Source organism: Litorivicinus lipolyticus (assembly GCF_009650135.1).
In the GTDB taxonomy this organism is placed as follows: Bacteria; Pseudomonadota; Gammaproteobacteria; order Pseudomonadales; family Litorivicinaceae; genus Litorivicinus; species Litorivicinus lipolyticus.
Map to the genome: position 1 here is coordinate 915,182 of NZ_CP045871.1, position 19,166 is coordinate 934,347.

24 protein-coding genes are annotated in these 19,166 nt (G+C 59.8%); 13 read left to right on the plus strand and 11 right to left on the minus strand.

Annotated features, from left to right (window positions below; all coding sequences use genetic code 11):
• Positions 1 to 12: 12 nt before the first annotated feature.
• Positions 13 to 1,533 (plus strand): ABC transporter permease, encoded by a 1,521-nt coding sequence (locus tag GH975_RS04675; RefSeq protein WP_153713412.1) that lies wholly within the window; start codon positions 13 to 15, stop codon positions 1,531 to 1,533.
• Positions 1,534 to 1,592: 59 nt separating this feature from the next.
• Positions 1,593 to 1,916 carry an RbsD/FucU domain-containing protein gene (locus GH975_RS12325; protein WP_407657252.1) on the plus strand — a complete coding sequence of 108 codons (324 nt, stop codon included), beginning with the start codon at positions 1,593 to 1,595 and terminating at the stop codon, positions 1,914 to 1,916.
• Here the strand turns inward: GH975_RS12325 and GH975_RS04685 are convergent.
• A complete protein-coding gene (locus GH975_RS04685; RefSeq protein WP_170272541.1) occupies positions 1,891 to 2,538 on the minus strand; it encodes a transaldolase family protein in 648 nt (215 codons plus the stop codon). The genes GH975_RS12325 and GH975_RS04685 overlap by 26 nt on opposite strands.
• A gap of 50 nt (positions 2,539 to 2,588) precedes the next feature.
• Between GH975_RS04685 and GH975_RS04690 the strand changes: the two genes are divergently transcribed.
• Genes GH975_RS04690 through GH975_RS04700 form a run of 3 tightly spaced genes read left to right on the plus strand, consistent with a single transcriptional unit; the run spans position 2,589 to position 6,985 of the window.
• Positions 2,589 to 3,518, plus strand: a complete 930-nt coding sequence (locus tag GH975_RS04690; protein WP_170272542.1) for a carbohydrate kinase family protein — start codon at positions 2,589 to 2,591, stop codon at positions 3,516 to 3,518.
• Positions 3,515 to 5,101 carry a glucose-6-phosphate isomerase gene (gene pgi / locus GH975_RS04695; RefSeq protein ID WP_153713416.1) on the plus strand — a complete coding sequence of 529 codons (1,587 nt, stop codon included), beginning with the start codon at positions 3,515 to 3,517 and terminating at the stop codon, positions 5,099 to 5,101. Before GH975_RS04690 ends, pgi begins: the two co-directional genes overlap by 4 nt.
• 39 nt (positions 5,102 to 5,140) lie before the next feature.
• Positions 5,141 to 6,985, plus strand: a complete 1,845-nt coding sequence (locus GH975_RS04700) for a sensor histidine kinase (protein WP_153713417.1) — start codon at positions 5,141 to 5,143, stop codon at positions 6,983 to 6,985.
• On the opposite strand, the gene GH975_RS04705 is transcribed toward GH975_RS04700, so the two are convergent.
• From GH975_RS04705 to galE, 7 genes are all read right to left on the minus strand, one after another.
• On the minus strand, positions 6,948 to 7,256 hold the full coding sequence (locus tag GH975_RS04705; protein WP_246164761.1) for a TusE/DsrC/DsvC family sulfur relay protein: 309 nt from the start codon (positions 7,254 to 7,256) through the stop codon (positions 6,948 to 6,950). The genes GH975_RS04700 and GH975_RS04705 overlap by 38 nt on opposite strands.
• On the minus strand, positions 7,250 to 7,447 hold the full coding sequence (locus GH975_RS12125) for a hypothetical protein (protein ID WP_246164762.1): 198 nt from the start codon (positions 7,445 to 7,447) through the stop codon (positions 7,250 to 7,252). Before GH975_RS12125 ends, GH975_RS04705 begins: the two co-directional genes overlap by 7 nt.
• On the minus strand, positions 7,444 to 7,752 hold the full coding sequence (locus GH975_RS04710) for a DsrE family protein (protein ID WP_153713419.1): 309 nt from the start codon (positions 7,750 to 7,752) through the stop codon (positions 7,444 to 7,446). The genes GH975_RS12125 and GH975_RS04710 overlap by 4 nt, the downstream gene beginning before the upstream one ends.
• Positions 7,749 to 8,117, minus strand: a complete 369-nt coding sequence (locus GH975_RS04715) for a DsrE family protein (RefSeq protein ID WP_153713420.1) — start codon at positions 8,115 to 8,117, stop codon at positions 7,749 to 7,751. Before GH975_RS04715 ends, GH975_RS04710 begins: the two co-directional genes overlap by 4 nt.
• Positions 8,114 to 8,725, minus strand: coding sequence for a LysE family translocator (locus GH975_RS04720; protein ID WP_153713421.1), 612 nt, complete (start codon positions 8,723 to 8,725; stop codon positions 8,114 to 8,116). The genes GH975_RS04715 and GH975_RS04720 overlap by 4 nt, the downstream gene beginning before the upstream one ends.
• A gap of 85 nt (positions 8,726 to 8,810) precedes the next feature.
• On the minus strand, positions 8,811 to 9,488 hold the full coding sequence (locus tag GH975_RS04725; RefSeq protein ID WP_153713422.1) for a Bax inhibitor-1/YccA family protein: 678 nt from the start codon (positions 9,486 to 9,488) through the stop codon (positions 8,811 to 8,813).
• Between the two features lie 61 nt (positions 9,489 to 9,549).
• Positions 9,550 to 10,572, minus strand: coding sequence for a UDP-glucose 4-epimerase GalE (gene galE / locus GH975_RS04730; protein ID WP_153713423.1), 1,023 nt, complete (start codon positions 10,570 to 10,572; stop codon positions 9,550 to 9,552).
• Between the two features lie 62 nt (positions 10,573 to 10,634).
• Between galE and GH975_RS04735 the strand changes: the two genes are divergently transcribed.
• From GH975_RS04735 to GH975_RS04765, 7 genes are all read left to right on the plus strand, one after another.
• The gene (locus GH975_RS04735; protein ID WP_153713424.1) at positions 10,635 to 11,390 is read left to right on the plus strand and encodes a tRNA threonylcarbamoyladenosine dehydratase; all 756 of its coding nucleotides are present in this window, start codon (positions 10,635 to 10,637) and stop codon (positions 11,388 to 11,390) included.
• 89 nt (positions 11,391 to 11,479) lie between these two features.
• Positions 11,480 to 12,466 (plus strand): ABC transporter substrate-binding protein, encoded by a 987-nt coding sequence (locus GH975_RS04740; protein WP_153713425.1) that lies wholly within the window; start codon positions 11,480 to 11,482, stop codon positions 12,464 to 12,466.
• Positions 12,467 to 13,222, plus strand: a complete 756-nt coding sequence (locus GH975_RS04745) for an ABC transporter permease (protein WP_153713426.1) — start codon at positions 12,467 to 12,469, stop codon at positions 13,220 to 13,222.
• On the plus strand, positions 13,210 to 13,950 hold the full coding sequence (locus GH975_RS04750) for an ABC transporter ATP-binding protein (protein ID WP_153713427.1): 741 nt from the start codon (positions 13,210 to 13,212) through the stop codon (positions 13,948 to 13,950). Before GH975_RS04745 ends, GH975_RS04750 begins: the two co-directional genes overlap by 13 nt.
• A complete protein-coding gene (locus tag GH975_RS04755; RefSeq protein ID WP_153713428.1) occupies positions 13,947 to 14,243 on the plus strand; it encodes a DsrE family protein in 297 nt (98 codons plus the stop codon). Before GH975_RS04750 ends, GH975_RS04755 begins: the two co-directional genes overlap by 4 nt.
• Before the next feature lie 20 nt (positions 14,244 to 14,263).
• Entirely contained in the window at positions 14,264 to 14,791 is a 528-nt protein-coding gene (locus tag GH975_RS04760) for a thermonuclease family protein (RefSeq protein ID WP_153713429.1), read from the plus strand.
• A 101-nt stretch (positions 14,792 to 14,892) separates the two neighbouring features.
• Positions 14,893 to 15,768 carry a DMT family transporter gene (locus GH975_RS04765; RefSeq protein ID WP_153713430.1) on the plus strand — a complete coding sequence of 292 codons (876 nt, stop codon included), beginning with the start codon at positions 14,893 to 14,895 and terminating at the stop codon, positions 15,766 to 15,768.
• On the opposite strand, the gene GH975_RS04770 is transcribed toward GH975_RS04765, so the two are convergent.
• The 3 genes from GH975_RS04770 to GH975_RS04780 form a co-directional block, all read right to left on the minus strand.
• Positions 15,746 to 15,907, minus strand: a complete 162-nt coding sequence (locus GH975_RS04770; protein WP_153713431.1) for a hypothetical protein — start codon at positions 15,905 to 15,907, stop codon at positions 15,746 to 15,748. The genes GH975_RS04765 and GH975_RS04770 overlap by 23 nt on opposite strands.
• Positions 15,908 to 16,043: 136 nt before the next feature.
• Positions 16,044 to 16,859 (minus strand): dienelactone hydrolase family protein, encoded by an 816-nt coding sequence (locus GH975_RS04775; RefSeq protein WP_153713432.1) that lies wholly within the window; start codon positions 16,857 to 16,859, stop codon positions 16,044 to 16,046.
• A gap of 74 nt (positions 16,860 to 16,933) precedes the next feature.
• Positions 16,934 to 18,154: an MFS transporter gene (locus tag GH975_RS04780; protein WP_170272543.1), complete on the minus strand. Its 1,221-nt coding sequence runs from the start codon at positions 18,152 to 18,154 to the stop codon at positions 16,934 to 16,936.
• Between the two features lie 116 nt (positions 18,155 to 18,270).
• Between GH975_RS04780 and GH975_RS04785 the strand changes: the two genes are divergently transcribed.
• On the plus strand, positions 18,271 to 19,092 hold the full coding sequence (locus tag GH975_RS04785) for a glutamate racemase (RefSeq protein ID WP_153713434.1): 822 nt from the start codon (positions 18,271 to 18,273) through the stop codon (positions 19,090 to 19,092).
• The last annotated feature ends 74 nt before the right edge of the window (positions 19,093 to 19,166 follow it).

Here is a 19,166-nt window from a genome sequence, read left to right on the forward strand (position 1 = left end):
GGAGCCAAGACTGTGCCTGACACTCACGCTAACCCCCGCTTTGCCATGGCCTTGGCCAACTATTTTAAAAAGGATTGGTCGGGCGCGTTGCTTGCCGTGGTTATTCTGGCGGTTGCCATTGAACTGGTGACTGACGGCAAGCCATTCTTTCACCCGTCTAACCTCATGACGATTTTAAACAACTCAGCGGCGCTGGGTGTCATCGCCGGCGGAATGACGTTGGTGATTTTAACGGCCGGCATCGATCTGTCGGTAGGTTCCGTCATGGGAATGACCGCCGCGTTGGTCGGGTATGTTGCCTCGTATTGGGGTTTTCCGCCGCTTTTGGCAATCTTATTTGGTTTGGCACTCGGCCTGTCTATTGGCTTGATCCACGGCACCTTGGTCGCTCGTTTTGGAATGCCAGCCTTTATCGTGACCTTGGCGGGACTATCGATTTGGCGCGGTACGGGCCATTTGACTACGGGTGCCCAGGCCAGTCCGAAACTTGATCCTGTATTCGATTATTTTGGCCGGTACAACCCCTTAGCCCCCTTTCGGGAGGCGTATAAAGACGGCTCGTTGCCGGACTTTTTGATGCCGCTGGGGAGTTGGGTTGATGCAAACTGGATTGAATATTTCCGTACATTTCAAATGTCGCTGGTCATCTTTTTGCTCTTTTTCGTGGTTTTGGGCCTGATTGTTAAGCACACCAAGCTCGGGCGTTATATCTATGCGATTGGTTCGAACGAACAGGGGGCGCGACAAGCTGGCATCAACGTTCGGTTGTACAAAGTTTTGGCGTATGTAATTTGTTCGATGACGGCCGCGTTTGCCGCGCTTATGTTTTTGGGTCGCGCACCGTACGCAAAAAGTGATTACGGTCAAATGTGGGAGTTGGATGCGATTGCAGCCGTTGTCATTGGCGGGACGTCCTTGTTCGGCGGTCGTGGTTCAATTTTGGGAACCTTTTTGGGCGTGATCTTGCTTAAGCTGATCAGCAACGGCTTGACCCTTGCCCAGCTGAATACGTTTTGGCAGATGGTCGTGCTTGGTATGATCATCTTACTAGCCGTCGGTATTGATATTGTTCGTCAAAGCGCGACGCCGCGTAAGATCAAGCAAGTCTTATTGGCGGTGGGTGCGGCTTCGCTGCTGTTTGCGAGTATTCACCCTGTTTCCCAGTTCGTGAGCGCCCAAATTAGTGTGATGGAGCATCACAGTGCGTCGGCAATCGTCCTGCAGGGTGCAAGTTTGGCCCCGACACAGGCCCAGCGCCTATTAGATGCTGGTGCCATGGCGCAAACCGTTGAGATCATATCGAGTACTTGGGTCGCCGGTACACTGTTGCTGTTGATGACATTGATGGGGTTCGCGTCCATGGCACGGCCAGGGCGCTCAACGTCGCTGACGATGTTAGGTGTAACGGTACTTGCGGGCTTGGTGTTGAGCGCCGGTAGTTGGCCTGGATTGCCGGTACTGGCGTTGGGTGTGACTGCCTTGCTGGGGTCACTTTATACCGACACCTTGTTTGACCAAGCGCGGCGAGTTTAGCCGTGCTTTTAGGACTGGACCCGAGGCTCAGCCCGGATCTGTTGCATGCGCTTGCATCAATGGGCCATGGCGATAGCATTGCATTAGTCGATGCAAACTACCCCGCGGCGGCGCAAGCAACGCGCCTGATCTGTGCCCGCGGGTTTGGGCTCATTGATGCCCTACAGGCAGTGCAAAGTTTATTGCCTTTAGAGTCGGCTAGCATGCCGAATGCTGAGCGCCCAATTCATCAAAAAATACAACAATGCTGCAAGATATCAGTAGCGCCTCTGCCGGATTCCGAGTTTTATAGCGCAGTGAGGGGGTGTTTTGCGATTGTCGCAACCGGTGCCCCGGAGTTGTACGGCAATGTTGTACTCACAAAGGCGGCAATTGGGTCCTAGCGGCCATTTCAAAGTCATCGACCGCAGCCAACGCCAATGCCGGGTCAGTCCAGGCAGTGGCGATGGCCGGCGGCAGCGCAAAGCAGTCAAACCCGCGCCCGGCTAGGTCGGCGACTTGTTCAACGCTACGCAGACTGGCGATTAACAACTGGGTGTGCGTGGCGGCGCTGGCCATTTGGCTGAATGCGCTATCGGCATGGGCGGCGCCGGACGCCTCGGATAGGCGCGCATAGTAGGGCGCACAATAGGCTGCGCCAAACGCAGAGGCGGCCATCACTTGGCCGGTGGCGTAGACCGCGGTAAAGGTCGTGCGTTCGGGGCATGCGATGGCGTGGGCGGCTTTGAAGCCGCGCTCAATCGCGGGTATTTTGACACGGGTGTGTGGGCCCAGCGCTAAAATGTCGCGGCCACACTGGACCCAGTCATCGCCAAACACCTGAACATGCAGGGTCGGATAGCCCAACGCCATGGCGGTGTCGTACAACGCGGCCAGGTTCGCCAGGGTGCAGGCGACGCCGGCCCGTTGCAGTAACAATGGGTTGGTGGTGATGCCCGCCCAATAGCCAGTACCGGACAGTTGATCCCAGACTTTGGTGTCTGCAGTATCAAGAAATAAGATCAATAGAGTGGCTCCCGTTTTGGAAAGCCTATCAAAATCAAAAGGAAATACCCGTGTTTTTAGCCTGCGGCGATGCGTTATTTGATGTTTTTCAGTCTCCCTCCGATTCCCTCACTTCGCTGGAATTGTCGGCTCATATCGGGGGGTCACCGCTGAACGTGGCGCTGGGTTTGGCTCGTTTGGGTAACCCGGTTGGGTACCTGACGGCCAACTCGACCGATGCCTTGGGTGACAAAATTCAAACCTTTATGCAGGCCAATGGCATCGATACGCGCTATGTCGCCCGGTGTGATCGTAATACCAGCCTGGCCATGGTGTCGGTTAACGACGCCGGCCATCCCAGCTATGCGTTTTACATCGAAGGCGGCGCCGACGTGTCGTTGTCACGCGATCAACTGCCCGCTGACAGCACCTTTGACGCCATCAGCATTGGATCCTATTCAACCGTGGTCGAGCCCTGTGCCAGCTCCCTGGGGGCCTTTATCGCGCGCGCCCGTGAATCCAGTTTTATCGCCTATGACCCCAACGTGCGGCCATCGATTCAGCCGGATCCCGCGGTCTGGTTAGACACCTTTGAACAGCTGGGCTCGCATGCGGACCTGATGAAGTTGTCCGACGAGGACATCGAATTTTTGGCACCGGGCACGGACATCGAGACCTTTGCCCGCGCGGCCCTAGAGTTGGGGCCGGTTTGGGTCGTGGTCACGCGCGGCGCGGACGGTGCCATTGCCTACAGCCGCGAGCGCACCGTCGAGGTGCCCGGGCGCAAAGTGGCTGTGATCGATACGGTCGGCGCTGGCGATACCTTTCAGGCCGCGATGTTGGATGCCTTGAACCGCCAAGGGCAATTGAGTCGAGCCGCATTGGCAGATGCCGACATGCAAGGCGCCGTGGGCTGGGCGATTGCCGCCGCCGCGGTGACCTGTTCGCGTCGGGGTGCGGATCTGCCGACCCGGGACGCCGTTTTGGAGTTTTTAGCATGAATGAATTAAAGGCACTGGCGCAGTCACTTAGCGAGACCTCGCTGAACAGCCTGATGAACCCGCAACGGACCGCCCAACTGACCTTGGACGCGGGGCCATGGCGGGTCGACCTGAGTAAGCACTTTTTAACCGATGCTTCGATCGCCGCCCTAAAGGCTTGGTGCGACAGCCGCGATGTGCAGGGTGCGATTTCCGATCTATTTGCTGGATTGCCGCTCAACCTGACCGAGGGCCGCGCGGTCATGCACATGGCCATGCGCGCCGAGGCGGGGGACGACCTTAAAGCCGATGGCGAAGCGGTTATGGATGATGTGTTGCGCGAACGCGAGCGTTGCCTCGTGTTCGCCGAGCGGGTCCGCTCCGGGCAGCACACCGGTGCCACCGGCGCGCGTATCGAACGGGTCATTAACATCGGTATTGGCGGCTCGGACTTGGGGCCTCGGATGGCGGTCGAGGCGCTGGCGCCGGATCATGACGGCCCGGACGTGCGCTTTGTCGCCAACGTCGATCCGAGCGATCTGTATCACGCGTTGGACGGGGCCGACCCGGCGCGGACGCTGGTGATTGTCGCCTCGAAAACCTTTACCACCATTGAAACTCTGACCAATGCGCGGGCCGCCCGTGCTTGGTTGGTGGCTGAATTGGGCGAGGCTGCGGTGGCCGATCATTTTGTCGCCTTGTCGACCGCCCAAGACAAAGTCGCAGCCTTTGGTATCGGCCCGGCACAGACCTTTGGCTTTTGGGATTGGGTCGGCGGGCGCTACAGCCTGTGGAGCGCGATCGGCTTGCCGATCATGATTGCGATCGGACGGGACGCTTTTTGCGAGTTCTTGGCCGGTGCCCGTGACATGGACCAGCACGTGCAACAAACACCGTTCGAGCGCAACCTGCCGGTGATGCTCGGTGCGCTGTACGCCTGGTATCGCCAATACTGGGATAAACCCAGTGTCGCCGTGATTCCTTACGATCAGCACCTGTCCGAACTGCCGGCGTATTTGCAACAGGCCGACATGGAAAGCCTGGGCAAGCGGGTCGATCGTCAAGGTCAGCCCATTCATCATGCCACCGGCGCCGTGGTTTGGGGCGAGCCGGGCACCAACGGCCAGCACGCGTTCTTCCAGCTGTTGCACCAAGGCAGTGATTGGATTCCGGTTGAGTTTATCGTGCCGGTCCAGGCCCGCTTGGGTGCGCAAAGCCAGCACGACCTGTTGGTGGCGAATGCCTTAGCTCAGGGTGAAGCGCTGTTGGTCGGCAAAGACGTCGACACCGCCCGTGCTGAAATGGCCGGCCCGGATGGTATGGATTTGGGGCCGCACCGGACCTTTCCCGGTTCCCGGCCCAGTACCTTGTTTTTGACCCCGTCGATGACGCCTCGTGCACTCGGGGCGCTGGTGGCCATGCATGAACACCGTATTTTTGTTCAAGGCTGGTTGTGGAACTTGAATGCCTACGACCAGTGGGGTGTTGAGTTAGGCAAGGCGTTGGCGCTCAGCGCGGCCGATGCATTGGCCAGCGGCGACACCGAAGGTAAAGACGCCTCGACCGCGGCGGCGATCGACTGGGTTCGGCAAAACCGTGGATAGGTCCTTCCCAGCGGCAGGCTATCCCTCTATAAACGGACGATGACGAAAACAAAAAAAGTCCGCCAGCAGGTCATTGGCTTCTGGTGGCGCCGAATTATGCTGCCCGCGACCCTGGTATTGGCCGCTGTGGTCTACGGATTTGGGTTGTCGCAGTACGAAATTCGGCTGCAGCAGGCACTGGCACAACACCAACGCACGGTCGGCGAAACCGCTGTCCAGTTGCTGATTGGTGTAGGCCGTTCGATCGATCTGTTGGTGTCGATGCGTCGCGAGGGCTCGGTGGTCGAGACCCTGTTCAGCGACGAGAACGTCGCTCCATCGGACGGCGTGTTTCAAGGCGTGATTGGCCGCCGCCGTGCCGTCGACCAGGTTCGCTGGATTGACGAAAACGGTGATGAGCGCTTGCGCTTGCAACGCTTGACCGACGACAGCGTGGTGCGCGTGCCCCAGGACCAACTGCAAAACAAACTCGACCGCGACTATTTCCAGGCCGCGCTGTCGATGCAGCCGAGCTGGGTCTGGCTATCGACCATCGATTTGAATGAAGAAAACGGCGTGGTTGAGCAACCCGTGTTGCCGACGTTGCGCCTGGTCACGCCGATTCAAGACCCGAGCGGTCGAGCGCGTGGCATCCTGGTGATCAATGAACGTGCGTACGAGTACCTTGACCTGGTGCGCCGCTTGGCGGTGGCCGACGAGCACGCTTATTTGGTCGACCAGCGCGGGGATTACCTAGTCGCGCCCGAATTTAATAAGCAGTGGGGCCGCCAGCTCGGCCACGGCGCGTCGTTTGCAACTGAAAATCCGGACGGCTGGGCGGCTGTCCAAAGCGCCAACGAAGGCGTCATCAGTACCCCTTCCGGCTATGTTGCGTGGCAGCGCGTCAATACGATCGAGCAGCAACGCCGTGACGTGCGGTTGCTGGCGCCGGACTTGACCGTGATGAGCGTCATCAGCCGCGATCAGTTGGCGGTCATGCAAGCCGACGTTCGCAACGTTTGGTTAGCGGTGTTTACGATTACCTGGCTGGTGCTGGCGGTTGGCGTTCACCGCTGGGCGAGTTTGGTTGATCGCAATCGTCGAATTCGATACCTCGGTAAACTGGAACAGGCTGCGAATGCGGATCGTGACCTTAGAATCGCCCGCGACGCCATCGAGGCGGCCGAGGGCCACGCCCGCACGCTGCAGCGCAGTAACCGCGACTTGGACAACTTCGCCTTTGTCGCAGCCCACGACTTACGCTCCCCCGTGCGCTCGATCCGGACCTACGTCGATTTGCTGGCCGAGGACGCCGGGGATGAGTTGTCCGCCGTTTCGCGCGAATATGTGGAGCGGTTAAAAGGCTTAAGCCTGGATTTGGATGCGCTGCTGGACGGTCTGGTTCGCTACGCCCGGGTCGGTCGTGACGAGTCGTCGCCGATTCGGTTGGCGCTGGGCGCCCTGATCGCCGAGATCGGCCGTGAGGTGTTGGACGCGCGTTTCACGCTCGATGTCGAGGCCGACGACACGGTTGTTTTGCCGCGTTCGGTGGTCGACCTGATTTTTCGGCAGTTATTTCTCAATGTGGTTCATCATCACTCTCGCGACCAGGGCCGAATCCGCGTTCGTAGCGCGCGGCAGGGCGCGTTCGTTCGGGTGTCGGTGGCGGATGACGGCGACGGGATCGGTCCGGAGCATTGGGAAACCGTGTTTGGGGTGTTCTCGACGCTGTCCAACAAGGCCGAGCGGCCAGGGTTGGGGTTGGCGTTGGTCCGTCGTGCGGTCGAAAGCCAAGGCGGCGAGGTGTGGATCGAAGACAGCACCAGCGAGGGCACGACCTTTGTGATTACTTTGCCGGCGGACGCGTCTATAGACAGTGCTCAGGCCGGGGCAGCCCGGCGATAAGCGCCAACTGTTTCGGTGGGCTGGTCGGGAATAGGTTGAGCAAATATAGCGTCGATGCCTTGTCGGCTCCGTGGCGAGTGCGGATCCATTTGGCCAGCGGTCGGTTGGAGGGACTGTGTTCGAAGGCGGCATAAAACGCCTGAATGGATTCAATCAACTCCCAGTGCGCCGGACCCAGGCAAATCGATTGCTCGGTGGCCAACTGCTCGGCGATGGCCGGTGTCCAGTCGGCGTGGTCCAGCAGGTACCCATGATCGTCCCGGTTTACCACGTCTCTATTCGCTCGAAGGTTCCCATCAGCGCAACCAGTGCGGCCGCATCCAACTCGATTCCGTACTGGTGCCCAGGCGCACCGTCCAGGGTGCAAGCGCGCCCAAAACTGACCCATTGATCGCCGGGCTGTAGTTGCTCGCGGACTGCCTGTTCGGCATTCGGCCCCATCAATAAATGCAGCGTTTTCATAGCCGTATGACCTGGGTGCAGGCGCGAATACGCGCGTTCATGTCCGCGGCCGTCACTAGGGTGGCGCCCTCGATCCAGTCGCCCGGTGTATCAGTGAACCACGCCGACTTGCCATACAGCGCCAGGCTGGACAGCGCCTTGGCTGGGTGACCTTTGGGAGCGTTGCGGTTCTGCATGGCACACGCCTGTCCCTGAATAAACAATTCAAAGGGCAGGTCAAAACTGGCCAGCGTCATCGCTAGGTCCAGCCCGGCCTTGGTCGCACTGCGCTCCCACCAGGGTGCGCTGATCACCAGTGCAATCATTTGATATGGACCACGCGGCTATGTTCGTAGGCATCCGCAAGCTGGCCAAGCCCGCCCAAGGCCGCACCGGCACACAGGGTTGGGTGACGCCCAAGCTTAGTGGCTTGGGTGGTGTCTAAGACACCGCGGGCTAGGGCGCTGGTGACACAGGCCAGAGCATCGACTTGGGTGGCGGCGAAGAAGTCGCTCCATTGTTCAGCCATCGATTGGCCCGCGGTGGGATAGCAATTGGTGTTCAGCTGGCTGACGCCGGCTTGGAAAAAGAACAGCCGGTACAGTCCCTGGTGTGTGGCCTGCATGGCGCGGGCGATATCCAGCGCGGTGGCGTCCGATTCGTGGCTAATCAACAAGCTGTAGGGCTTCATGTGCTGGCCACTACGACGCCGACGCCGCCCATGGTGGTGCCCGCCACCCGATTGATCCAGACCCCAAACCGGCCCCGTGCCAACAACGGTCGTAGCCGGTGCGCGCCGGCCGAGATGCCAAACAGCACGATCAACAGCGCCACCTCAATGACCAGGCTGACCCACAGCATGTCGGCCAGCGTCAATGCCGCCATGTCCAAAAAGACCGGTAAAAATCCAAGGTAAAACAACATCACTTTCGGGTTGGTGCAACTAATAGCACAGCCGGCGATCAGGCTTTTGATCCAGCCGCTGCCAATCCGCTGGCCGTCGCCCATGATCGCCGGTGGGCTGCGAAATGTTTGGATGCCGATCCAGACCAGGTAGGCGCCACCGAGCCAGCGCACCCATTGGAACAGGTCGCCGGCATGGTCTGCGATAAAGCCTAGCGAGAGCATGGCCGCCCACAGGTAAATCATGTCGCCCAAGGTCAAGCCGATGCCGAGCACGAACGACGGTCCGAATCCACGCGATAGGCCGCGGCTAATGACGGCGAGGGTGCCGGGGCCAGGGGTAATGGCAAAGATGAGGGTGGCGGCAAATAAGCCGACGAGGGCGCTGGCAGTCATTCCCAAAGTCTCTATGCGGGTGGTTTATCGGCAAGCATAAACAAAAAAGCCCCGCGAGTGCGGGGCTTTTGACGATCCGGATGGCTTAGTCGTCGCTGCCCATGACGCCCATGATGGCGAGCAGGTTCGAGAACAGCATGTAGATGTTGATGTACAGGCTAACCGTGGCCATGACGTAGTTGGTTTCACCACCGTTGACGATGTTCGAGGTGTCAAACAGGATGAAACCCGATGCCAGCAGGATCAGGGCGCCGCTGATGGCGAGGTGCAGTGCCGGCATGTTCATGAAGAATGCCGCGACCATAGCCAACAAGCAGACAATCAAGCCAGTCATCAGGAACCCACGCAGGAAGCTGAAATCGCGACCGGTGGTCACCGCGTAAGCGGACAAGGCGAAAAAGATAATCGCGGTGCCTGCGGTGGCGTTGAACAAAATGCCCGAACCGCCGGCGCTACCCAAGACCATGGCGACCATCGGCCCCAATGACCAGCCCATCCAACCGGTAAAGGCAAACACTAACGGCAGCGCCATGACACTGTTTCGCTTCGCTTGCAGAGCAAACAACAAACCAATCATCACAACCAGTGACACGATCCAGTTGATCGGTTGCGCGCCAACACTGACGGCGACGGCTGTCATGGCCGCGCTGAAGGCCAATGTCATGCCCAGCAGCAGGTAGGTTTGACGCAGTACTTTACTGACTTCGATGCCACGCTCGCTGGTTGCAGTCGTCGTGGCTGCTATGACGCGTTCTTCACTCATTTAAGGTCGTGCTCCTAATTTTATTGAATCTAAGAGTTAGTTAGTGTTTTTTTGAAAAAGTTCAAGTGTCAGCGTACCCCGAAGGGTTGCTACTTTGCCAGCGCCACGCGTCCTCGCACATCTGGGGCAGGCCTAGTTGAGCGCGCCATCCGAGCCATTCTTGGGCGTGCGCCGGGTCGGCATAGCAGGCGGCTATGTCGCCGGGGCGCCGTGCCACAACCTGATAATTCAGTGACGCCCCACAGGCGGCCTCGAATGCACGTACCAGTTGCAGCACGCTAAGGCCAATGCCAGTCCCCAAATTGACCGCGGTTTTGCCCGCGGCCATAGTGGTCAGTTTACGCAGTGCCGCCAAATGTCCCTGGGCCAAATCGACCACATGCAGGTAGTCGCGCACGCCGGTGCCGTCGGCGGTGTCGTAGTCATCGCCGTAGACGCTGAGCCGTTGCAGTTTGCCGGCGGCGACCTGTTGAACATAGGGCATCAGGTTGTTCGGAATACCCTTGGGGTCTTCGCCGATTAAGCCGCTGGGGTGGGCACCGACCGGGTTAAAGTAGCGCAGCGCAATGACCCGGGCGTCGGGTGTGGCGCAGGCCCAGTCGGCTAGCATGCGTTCGATTTGATATTTGCTGGTGCCGTAGGGGTTGGTGGTCGCGCCGATTGGCTGTTCCTCGTCAATCGGCAGCGCTTGCGGATCACCGTAGACAGTGGCGGACGAGCTAAACACCAGATTGACGCATCCCTGTGCGGTCATCGCTTCAAGCAGGCGCAGCGTGCCAACCACATTGTTGTCGTAGTATTCGAGCGGCTTGGCGACCGACTCACCGACGGCTTTTAGTCCGGCCAGGTGCAAAACAGCGTCAAAGCGATGTGCTTTGAATAGGGCGGTCAGGGCGTCGGGGTCGCGGATGTCGCCTTGGACGAAGGCCACGGCCTGGCCGCTGATGCGTTCAACCCGGGCCAGGGATTCCAGTGACGCATTGCATAAGTTGTCGTATACCACTGGCGTGATGCCGGCTTTGATCAGCTCGACCAAACAATGGGTGCCTATATAGCCGGCACCGCCGGTGACTAAAACCTTCATTTTCTTGTCCTTTTCGTTCGCCAGTGGATGCTACCCCAAAGGGCAGGGGTTATCATTGCCCGATGGATTTGCAACGTTTTGCGGGGATCGCCCGCTGCTATGGGACCGACGGTTACGCGCGCTTGGCGCAGGCTCGAGTGTGTGTGGTCGGTATTGGTGGCGTCGGCTCCTGGGTCGCCGAGGCCCTCGCCCGAAGCGGCGTCGGGTACCTGCGCCTGATCGACTTGGATGACCTGTGTGTGTCCAATACGAACCGCCAGTTGCCGGCGTTGGCCGGCAATTTTGGCGATAACAAAGCCGAGGCGATGGCCGCGCGTATTCGATTGATTAACCCGGCCTGTCAGGTCGAGGCGGTCGCGGACTTTGTGACTGTCGCCAACGTGCAGGCGTCGCTGGCGGATGTCGATGCGGTGATCGATGCCTGCGACACGCTGATGGCCAAGCAGGCGATCGTGGTCGCCGCCAAACGTCTTAAACTGCCGTGCTTTGTCAGTGGTGCCGCCGGCGGTCAAATTGATCCTGGGCAAATTGCATCGGCGGACCTATCCAAGGTCATCCAGGACCCGCTGTTGGCCAAACTGCGCCGCGAGTTGCGCGCGGCGGGCTGGCCAAAAGACGGCAAAAAAATGGCCGTGCCTTGCGTGTATTCGACCGAACAACCGCGCTACCCATCCGCCGACGGTGGCACCCAAGCGAAACGATCGGCGGACGCGGTGGGCGGGTTGGACTGTGGTGGCGGGCTGGGCGCCAGCATGCCAGTGACGGCGACCTTTGCCATGCACTTGGTTGCGCTGTGCCTGGCGCGCCTGACCCGCTGATCATTTGGTTATAACGAAGTGAATTTTTAATATTTTTCAGGAATAACGCAAAGGCCTATGGTGCCTCCAATTCAACGGAGGCTTAGCCCATGAAACCCCTATTCTCGATCGCTGCCGCGGCAGCCCTCACCCTGTCCAGCTGGGTGTCCGCGGACCCTATTGAAGTGGGTTACATGCCCATTCTGCCAGTCGCCCAACTTTTTGTCGGTGTCGAGCAGGGCGCGCTGACGACGCTGGCACCCGATGCCAAGTTGATCCAGTTTCAAAACGGTCCGGCCATGGTCCAGGCGCTGTTAGGCGGCCAGCTAGATATTGCGTACCTAGGCATCGGTCCGGCCATGGTCGCCCGGGCCAAGGGTGCCGACATCAAGGTTGTTGCCTCGAACATCGTCGAACAAATCAGCTTTGTCGCTCAGCCTGAACTGGTAGCCGCGTTTGCCAGCGGCGATCGCGCCGGGGCGTTTGCACGCTTCACTGAAACCCATGGGCGGGCGCCTATTATTGCGACCTTTCCGCGCGGCAGTGTGCCGGAAACGGTCTTGCAGTACTGGTTGCAAAACGGCTTGGGCATTGACGACAGCGGAATTCAAATTGTCCATCAAGGCGCCGCGGCGGTTCAGCAGTCATTGCTGACCGGTGCGGTTGATGGCGCTGCGATCTTGGAGCCGGTGGTGTCGACCACGTTGGCGCGGGTCAAGGGCGCCGAGGTGATTGCGGCGGGCGCTGAATTGTTTCCCAACCAACCCGGCGCGGTGCTGGTGGTGCGCGAGGGCTTAATTGCGGCCAACCCAGCGCTGGTGCGGGCGTGGGTGGCGGATCACGCGGCGGCGACCGAGGCCTTGCGTAACGATCCGGCGGCGGCGAACGCGGTCCAAAAGTACGTCGGTGGTGGGCGCTTGCCGATGGCACTGGTAGAAACGGCCTTGGTGCGCAGCCAAGCGTCGTTCGTCGCCGACCCGCGTGCCATCGTCGATGGAACCCGGGTCATGCACGACTTTCAAGCCAGCCAGGGCACGCTCAAGGCCAAGGTCGACCTGGACGCTTTGTTTGACCTGCAATTTTACCCGGCGCCCTAGATGCGTCGGGTGCTAAACGCGTCTGGTTGGGCCTTGCTTGGCCTGGTCGCCTTTGTCGCGCTATGGAAGTGGGCGGGTGTCGCCGGTTGGACCCAAGCTGGGACCATGCCGGACCCGTTTTTAGTGCCGGCTGCGATTATTGACGAATATCAGTCAGGGCGTTTGTGGCCGGCGCTGCTGTCGTCGTTGACGCATTATGGCTGGGGCTTGGGGCTGGGCACGGTGCTAGGGTTTACGGTCGGCGCGGCGGCGGCGACCCAACTCCGGTTCGACCAAATACATGCCGGGTTGGCGCGTATTTTGCGGCCGATACCGCCCTTGGCCTGGGTCGTTTTTGCGATCGCTTGGTTTGGCGTTAGTCACGCCGGCGCCGCATTTGTGATCGCCATCGGGGTCTTTTGGGTTAACTATTTTGCGACCTATAGCGCCTGTAAAAACACCGATCCACGGTACCGCGAAATGGCCCAGTCGTTTGGCCATCGCGGGTATTTTAAGCAGACCTTTAGCATCATCCTGCCCGAAGCCAGTCCGGGTATTTTGGCGGGCGTACGGACCGGGGTTGGCCAGGCCTGGATGACCTTGATCGCGGCGGAATTGCTGGGTGTGCCGGGTATGGGCCAGGAAATGAACGCCGCCGCCGGCGTCGGGGCCTATGAGGCCGTGGTCGCCTATATGTTGGCGATTAGCCTGGTCTACAGCCTGACTGACGGCGTCTTTTCTCAACTCCAGCGGAGGCTCTTAATATGGCGGCCCTGATTAATATCCAAGCCCTGCGCTGGCGCTATGAGTTAGCCGCGCAGCCGCTGTTTGACGGTTTGAATTTACAGATCAAGCCCAACGAATTTGTCGCCATTGTCGGCGGCTCCGGTGTCGGTAAATCGACGCTGCTGCGTTTGGTCAATGGGCTGATTCAAGCTGAAAGCGGTGGCGTAAAAGTCAATTCGCCGGCCCCGGCGGGTGGTCGCACCCATGCCATGGTGTTTCAAGACGCGCGATTGCTGCCGTGGCGGCGCGTGGCTGGCAATATCCGCTTTGCCCTGGGCGGTATGGGGTTGGCGCGCGCCGAGGTCGACCGCCGTGTTGACCGTGTGCTGGCGCTGACCGGCTTGACCGAGTTTGCCCAGCGTTGGCCGCACCAGTTATCCGGCGGTCAGGCCCAACGCGTCGGGATCGCACGGGCGTTGGCGGTTAACCCATCGATACTGTTAATGGATGAACCCTTTAGCGCGATTGATGCGCTGACCCGCAGTGCCTTGCAGCAGGAGCTATTGGCGCTGTGGCAAAAGACCGACAGCGCGGTCTTATTCGTCACCCACGATATTGATGAGGCGGTCGTTTTGGCCGACCGTGTGATCGTATTAGGCGGGGCGCCGGCCCATGTCGTGTGCGATGAAGCGGTTGGCCTGGCGCGGCCGCGTGATCGACAAACCTCACAATTCCACCAACGGGTGGCTTACTTTGCACAGGCACTGACACGCACATGACAACACTACGATTGGTCATCCACGCACCGACCCCCGAAGCGCTCGACCGTGGCATTCGCAACCTGGCCAACTTTCGCCGCGACCAGCCCGGCGCCGAAGTCGAGCTGGTGGTCACCGGTACCGCGGTGCGCCGAGCCATCGCATTAGAGCTGGACGACCCGGCGTTGCGCGTGTGCGCCAATTCGATCGCCACCCAGATGGCCGATGTGCCGGCTGATTGGGAGACCGTTCCCGCCGCGGTCAGCTACCTAGCACAGCGACAAATGCACGGTTGGGCATACTTCAGGGCTTAGCAAGTCGCTATGCTGGCAGGATGAAAAAAGCCCTAAAAAACACCCTGATCATCGGCGGGTTCGCGGTCTTCGTAGCGCTCGATCGCAGCGGCCTGCTGGATCAAGCCTCGGCACCGGGGTCCGCCATCGAGCGCGAATTGTCCGGTACGGTACGGGTGATTGATGGCGATTCGCTGGCGCTTGGCGCGACCCAAATACGGCTGTACGGAATTGATGCCCCCGAAGGCCGTCAACGCTGCCGCGATCCCCAGGGGCGTGAATATGCCTGCGGTGACGATGCCCGCGACTATTTGCGCGCGTTGATCGGCACGCAAGCGATTCAGTGTGTCGAGCACGACCGAGATGCCTATCAGCGGCGGGTCAGTGTGTGCAGCGCCGGCGGTCAGGACCTGAATTGGCTGATGGTGGAGTCAGGGCATGCTGTGGCCTACACCCGCTTTACCGATCGGTACCAGCGTGCAGAGGACATCGCGCGGGCCAACAGCGCCGGATTGTGGCGTGGGACGTTCGAGCGTCCAGAGCGCTGGCGCGCCAACAACCCGCGTTGAACCGCGCTGCACGCCGGGCATCCGCACGGGGTATACTAGGCGGCGCAATGGTTGCGCCTGCGTCCACGTATGTCGACGAACGCTTTATCTAAGGATCCCCGATGCCCTCGTTTCACACCCTCGTGCCCTGGTTGTTTTTGGGCTTTTGGAGTGCTGGCTATGCCGTAGCCAAGGTCGGGTTGGAATACACGACCCCATTAAACCTACTGGCCTTTCGTTTTGCGGGCGCGGTTGTTGCGCTGACGCCGCTGGTATTTATGTTGCGGTTGACTTGGCCGGCTTGGACGTCGGTCAAGGCGCTGATGGGAACCGGATTGTTTTTACAGGTCGGCCATTTCGGCAGTGTCTATATCGGTCTTAAGTTGGGCGCCAGTGCCGGTATCATGGCGTTGTTTGCGGCGTCCCAGCCGGTCTTGATTATTTTGGCCGGTGCATTGTTTCGCCGCGAAATGCCCTCGTTTAAGTTATGGCTAGGGCTGGCCATGGGGTTGGCCGGTGCCGGCTGGGTCATCGGCATCCAAATGGACGGTCAAACCGGGTACCTGCTGGGCGCCTTGATGGGTTTTTTGGCCGTTGTCGGGTTATCGATCGGCCAGGTCATAGAAAAGCAGCGCAAGCTGAACGTTCATCCGATCATGGGGACTTGGATCCAGTACCTATTTGCAGCCGCAGTCAGCGTACCGGTGGCGTTCGCCATCGAGGGCTTTCACTGGTCGACACAGCCTGCGTTTATCGTGGCGCTGGGGTATCTGGTGGTGGGTAATTCGGTGATCGGCATCATGTTGATGTTCAGCATGGTGCGCCGGGGCAGTCTGGCGCAGGTGTCGGCCATCATGTTTTTAGTGCCGGCGGTCGGCGCGCTATTGGCGTGGCCAATTGCAGGGGAAGTGGTGCCTTGGGTCGCGGTCCCAGGCATGGCCTTGGCCATGCTCGGGGCGCTATGGACGCGTCGGGTTACAGCGCAGCCGCAGGCTTAACGCCAGTCGCCGTGATGGCGCGTTTCTTTGTCAGTGTCTTCACTGCAAATTTAACCGCACGGATGATCGCTGCAGTGGCGTACTCTGCACGTAGACGGCGAGCAGCTAAGTGAATTTCATCGTGGTTGTGGTAGTTCATAGTCTGTGCTCCAAGCGGGGTGTGAGTCGCTGTTTGTGGGGCACAGAATAGGGCGGTCTTAGCCAAAGGTCTAAGTATCTAAATTCGCCCATAGGTTAGAAAAACTAACCCATGAGCGTCCCGGCCCTTGACCGCCTTAGTTTTTAATATGCTGCGCCAAAAACGTCAGGCTGCGGCTCCAAGCCAAGGCCGCGTCGTCCTCGTCGTAGCGGCTGCCGGTTGGATTGGCAAAGGCGTGGTCGGCGGTGTACCAATGCGCCTCCAACAGATCGGCCTTGCCCGCGCCACTTAGTTTGGCTTGGAAGGCGCCAATCATGTCTTCGTTAATACTGCGATCCAGCGTGCCAAAGTGGCCCAGTAACGGGGTTGAAAGGTTGCTCAGCTGGTTGGGCTGGGCGTCCATACGGCCGTAATAAATAACACTGGCGTCCGGGTTGTGATTCAAACCCGCTTGCAGACTCCAGCCGCCACCAAAACACCAGCCCAAGGTGGCGACCTTGCCGTTGCCCTGTTCGCGCGCCCATTTCACCCAAGCCGCCAAGGTTTGGTTGGCCTGGGTTTCCTCGACCGCACGAACCAGTGCCATTGCCTCGTCTCGGTTGCCGGCGACCCCGCCTTGATACAAATCCACCGCCAATGCCCGGTAACCTTGCTCGGCCAGTTCATTGGCCATCGCCTTGATCTGGTCGTTCAGACCCCACCACTCGTGAATCAGCAGCACCGTTGGTGCGTTGTCCGGCTCTTTGGGCAGCGCCAGGTGGCCGCTGACGGTGCCGCCCGCCGACTCGATGGTCACGGTTGAGCCTTTGTGGGCGGCGGCCTGGGCCAGTAGCGGATCCGCCAACACGTAAGCGATTGGCAGCGCGGCAACGCCTTTGATGAATTGGCGGCGCTTGTGTTCAGGGGTTTTGGGTCCCTGAGGTTGGGTTGAACACGGGCTAATTTCACACACAGTGGACACTCCTTTTATTGCGTTCCATGGCGGTAATAAGGGCGCGCCGGCTAATTCCAACTGGACCTGCCGGACTAGGGCGCCACCTCGGCGTCGCCGGCCAAAATAGTGACCGAGCCTGGGCGCTGGGGCACGTAGTCCGTGTGCGCATAAGGGGTCACTTTGGCGGTTAAAATTCGGGTCGCGATGACCGCCGCCAACACCAGGTGAATCACCGCAATAAAGCCAAACAGGCCGCTCGGCCCCATCCACTGCTTGAACGGCAGCGCCAGCAGCGGACCCAATACCGCTCCGGTCCCAAACACCAGCAACATGATGCCAGCAGTTTCTAAAAATTTACCGGGCCCGATCTGTTCGTTCGCCAACGCGATCGACACGCCGTACAGCGTGTACAGCGTGGCGCCGACGCCGCCGGCCAGTGCGATTTGAACCCAGGCGGGGGCTGTCGACCCGACAATGAATAAGCCAGAGGTTAGGGCGCTCGCCACGCTAATGGCGCCCAGCACCCGGCGCCGGTCTTTGCGATCCGATAGACGTCCGATCGGTATTTGAAATAGCGCGCCACACACCAATGCGACCGTCATAAACAGTGCGGTCTCGGCCAAACTGAGGCCGACTTCCTGGGCGTACACGGGTGCCAGGGTGCCAAACGCGGACGACCCCAAACCGATCACAAATACCGCGCAGGCACCGACCGGGGTCAGCTTGAGCAACGACCAGGCGCCGGTTTTGGGGCCGTTTACGGGCTGGGGCTGCGAGCTGCGCGTGAGTGCTGTCGGTATCAGTGCCGCTGCAAACAGCATACCGGCCAGCATAAAAGGGCTGGGTGTGATCGGATCGAACTGGGTCAGCAGCAATTGCCCCAGCGTTAATCCAGAAAAGTTAGCGGCCGCGTAGTAGCCAAACAAGGTGCCGCGGTTTTCCGGGCTGGCGCGTTCGTTGAGCCAGCTTTCGGCGACCGTGGCGGCCGCCGCAAAGGCAAAGCCGGTTAACGAGCGCAGCGCGATCCAGGCATATTCGGACACCCACAGTCCGACCCATCCGACCGCAAAAGCGGCGATCGCGGCAACTACGGTATAGGCCCGGGCATGCCCAACACGGCCGATCATGCGCGGCGCAATTAAGCACCCGAGCATAAAACCGATCGCGTAGGTCGAGCCCATCAAACTGATTGAACTGATGTCGAAGCCTTCGTTTTGCGCGCGTATCGGCATCAGCAGCGATTGCAGACCGCCGGCAATATGAAGGATGGCGCCACTGATCAGCAGCGATTTAACAGAACGGCCTTTGCTCACGGGATTCCAATCATGATGACCTGCGTAGAGGCGCAGTCTGGCACACATTTACGCGTTCTCAAGTCGGTAGCGGTGAACTCTGGTATAAATCAACGGATTTACGATGGGGACTTTGAATGGCGGTTGGCGTGTTCGATAGCGGGTTGGGTGGGTTGACGGTGTGGTCTGCGCTGCGCGCCCGGTTGCCGGCGACCTCGTTTACCTACTTGGGTGACAATGCCAATGCGCCGTATGGCGTGCGCGATGCCGACGATATTTACCGTCTGACGCGCGACGGCGTTGAGCGGTTGTGGCAGTCGTGTGACCTGGTAATCTTGGCCTGCAACACCGCCTCGGCGGTGGCGCTGAGGCGCATACAAGAATCAGACCTGCCAGCGGGCAAGCGCGTGTTGGGGGTTTTTGTGCCGATGATTGAAGTGCTGTCCGAACGCCAGTGGGGTGACAGCTCAGCCCCTCGGATGCTGACCGCAAAACGGGTGGGCCTGTTTGCGACCCCGGCGACGGTTGCCAGCCGTGCCTTCCAGCGTGAGTTGGCGTTGCGTGCATTGGGGGTCGACGTTGAGTCCCAGGCTTGTGTTGGGGTGGTCGAGGCGATTGAGTCGGGTGACATGGCCCGCGCCCGGTCGTTGGTTTTTGACCACGTGGCGGCTTTGATGAAAAAAATGCCAACGATTGATGCGGCGGTATTGGGGTGCACTCACTACCCCTGGGTCGAGGCGGCGTTCGCCGATGCCTTGGGGCCGGGTGTGCCGGTTTACAGTCAGCCCACCGTGGTAGCGGACAGTTTGGCCGACTATTTAATGCGCCATCCCGAATTTGACGACACGGCGGGCAATCAGCGCCTGCTTACCACAGGTGATGCGCGCGCGGTGTCGGCGCAAGCTACGGCATTTTTAGGGCATCCGGTGGTGTTTGAAACCGTGCATGGCGACCGATGATTTAGGTGTCAGTGTGAATCTTTTAGTCGGCGCTCTGGTTAGATGACCTTCGCGGCTAGATTCACGTGTATGCT

Coding starts and splice junctions, on each gene's coding strand:
- GH975_RS12325 (WP_407657252.1), top strand. CDS start 1,593: ATGGGCCATGGCGATAGCATTGCATTAGTCGATGCAAACTACCCCGCG.
- pgi (WP_153713416.1), top strand. CDS start 3,515: ATGAATGAATTAAAGGCACTGGCGCAGTCACTTAGCGAGACCTCGCTG.
- GH975_RS04700 (WP_153713417.1), top strand. CDS start 5,141: ATGACGAAAACAAAAAAAGTCCGCCAGCAGGTCATTGGCTTCTGGTGG.
- GH975_RS12125 (WP_246164762.1), bottom strand. CDS start 7,447: ATGAAAACGCTGCATTTATTGATGGGGCCGAATGCCGAACAGGCAGTC.
- GH975_RS04710 (WP_153713419.1), bottom strand. CDS start 7,752: ATGATTGCACTGGTGATCAGCGCACCCTGGTGGGAGCGCAGTGCGACC.
- GH975_RS04715 (WP_153713420.1), bottom strand. CDS start 8,117: ATGAAGCCCTACAGCTTGTTGATTAGCCACGAATCGGACGCCACCGCG.
- GH975_RS04720 (WP_153713421.1), bottom strand. CDS start 8,725: ATGACTGCCAGCGCCCTCGTCGGCTTATTTGCCGCCACCCTCATCTTT.
- GH975_RS04725 (WP_153713422.1), bottom strand. CDS start 9,488: ATGAGTGAAGAACGCGTCATAGCAGCCACGACGACTGCAACCAGCGAG.
- galE (WP_153713423.1), bottom strand. CDS start 10,572: ATGAAGGTTTTAGTCACCGGCGGTGCCGGCTATATAGGCACCCATTGT.
- GH975_RS04735 (WP_153713424.1), top strand. CDS start 10,635: ATGGATTTGCAACGTTTTGCGGGGATCGCCCGCTGCTATGGGACCGAC.
- GH975_RS04740 (WP_153713425.1), top strand. CDS start 11,480: ATGAAACCCCTATTCTCGATCGCTGCCGCGGCAGCCCTCACCCTGTCC.
- GH975_RS04745 (WP_153713426.1), top strand. CDS start 12,467: ATGCGTCGGGTGCTAAACGCGTCTGGTTGGGCCTTGCTTGGCCTGGTC.
- GH975_RS04750 (WP_153713427.1), top strand. CDS start 13,210: ATGGCGGCCCTGATTAATATCCAAGCCCTGCGCTGGCGCTATGAGTTA.
- GH975_RS04755 (WP_153713428.1), top strand. CDS start 13,947: ATGACAACACTACGATTGGTCATCCACGCACCGACCCCCGAAGCGCTC.
- GH975_RS04760 (WP_153713429.1), top strand. CDS start 14,264: ATGAAAAAAGCCCTAAAAAACACCCTGATCATCGGCGGGTTCGCGGTC.
- GH975_RS04765 (WP_153713430.1), top strand. CDS start 14,893: ATGCCCTCGTTTCACACCCTCGTGCCCTGGTTGTTTTTGGGCTTTTGG.
- GH975_RS04770 (WP_153713431.1), bottom strand. CDS start 15,907: ATGAACTACCACAACCACGATGAAATTCACTTAGCTGCTCGCCGTCTA.
- GH975_RS04785 (WP_153713434.1), top strand. CDS start 18,271: ATGGCGGTTGGCGTGTTCGATAGCGGGTTGGGTGGGTTGACGGTGTGG.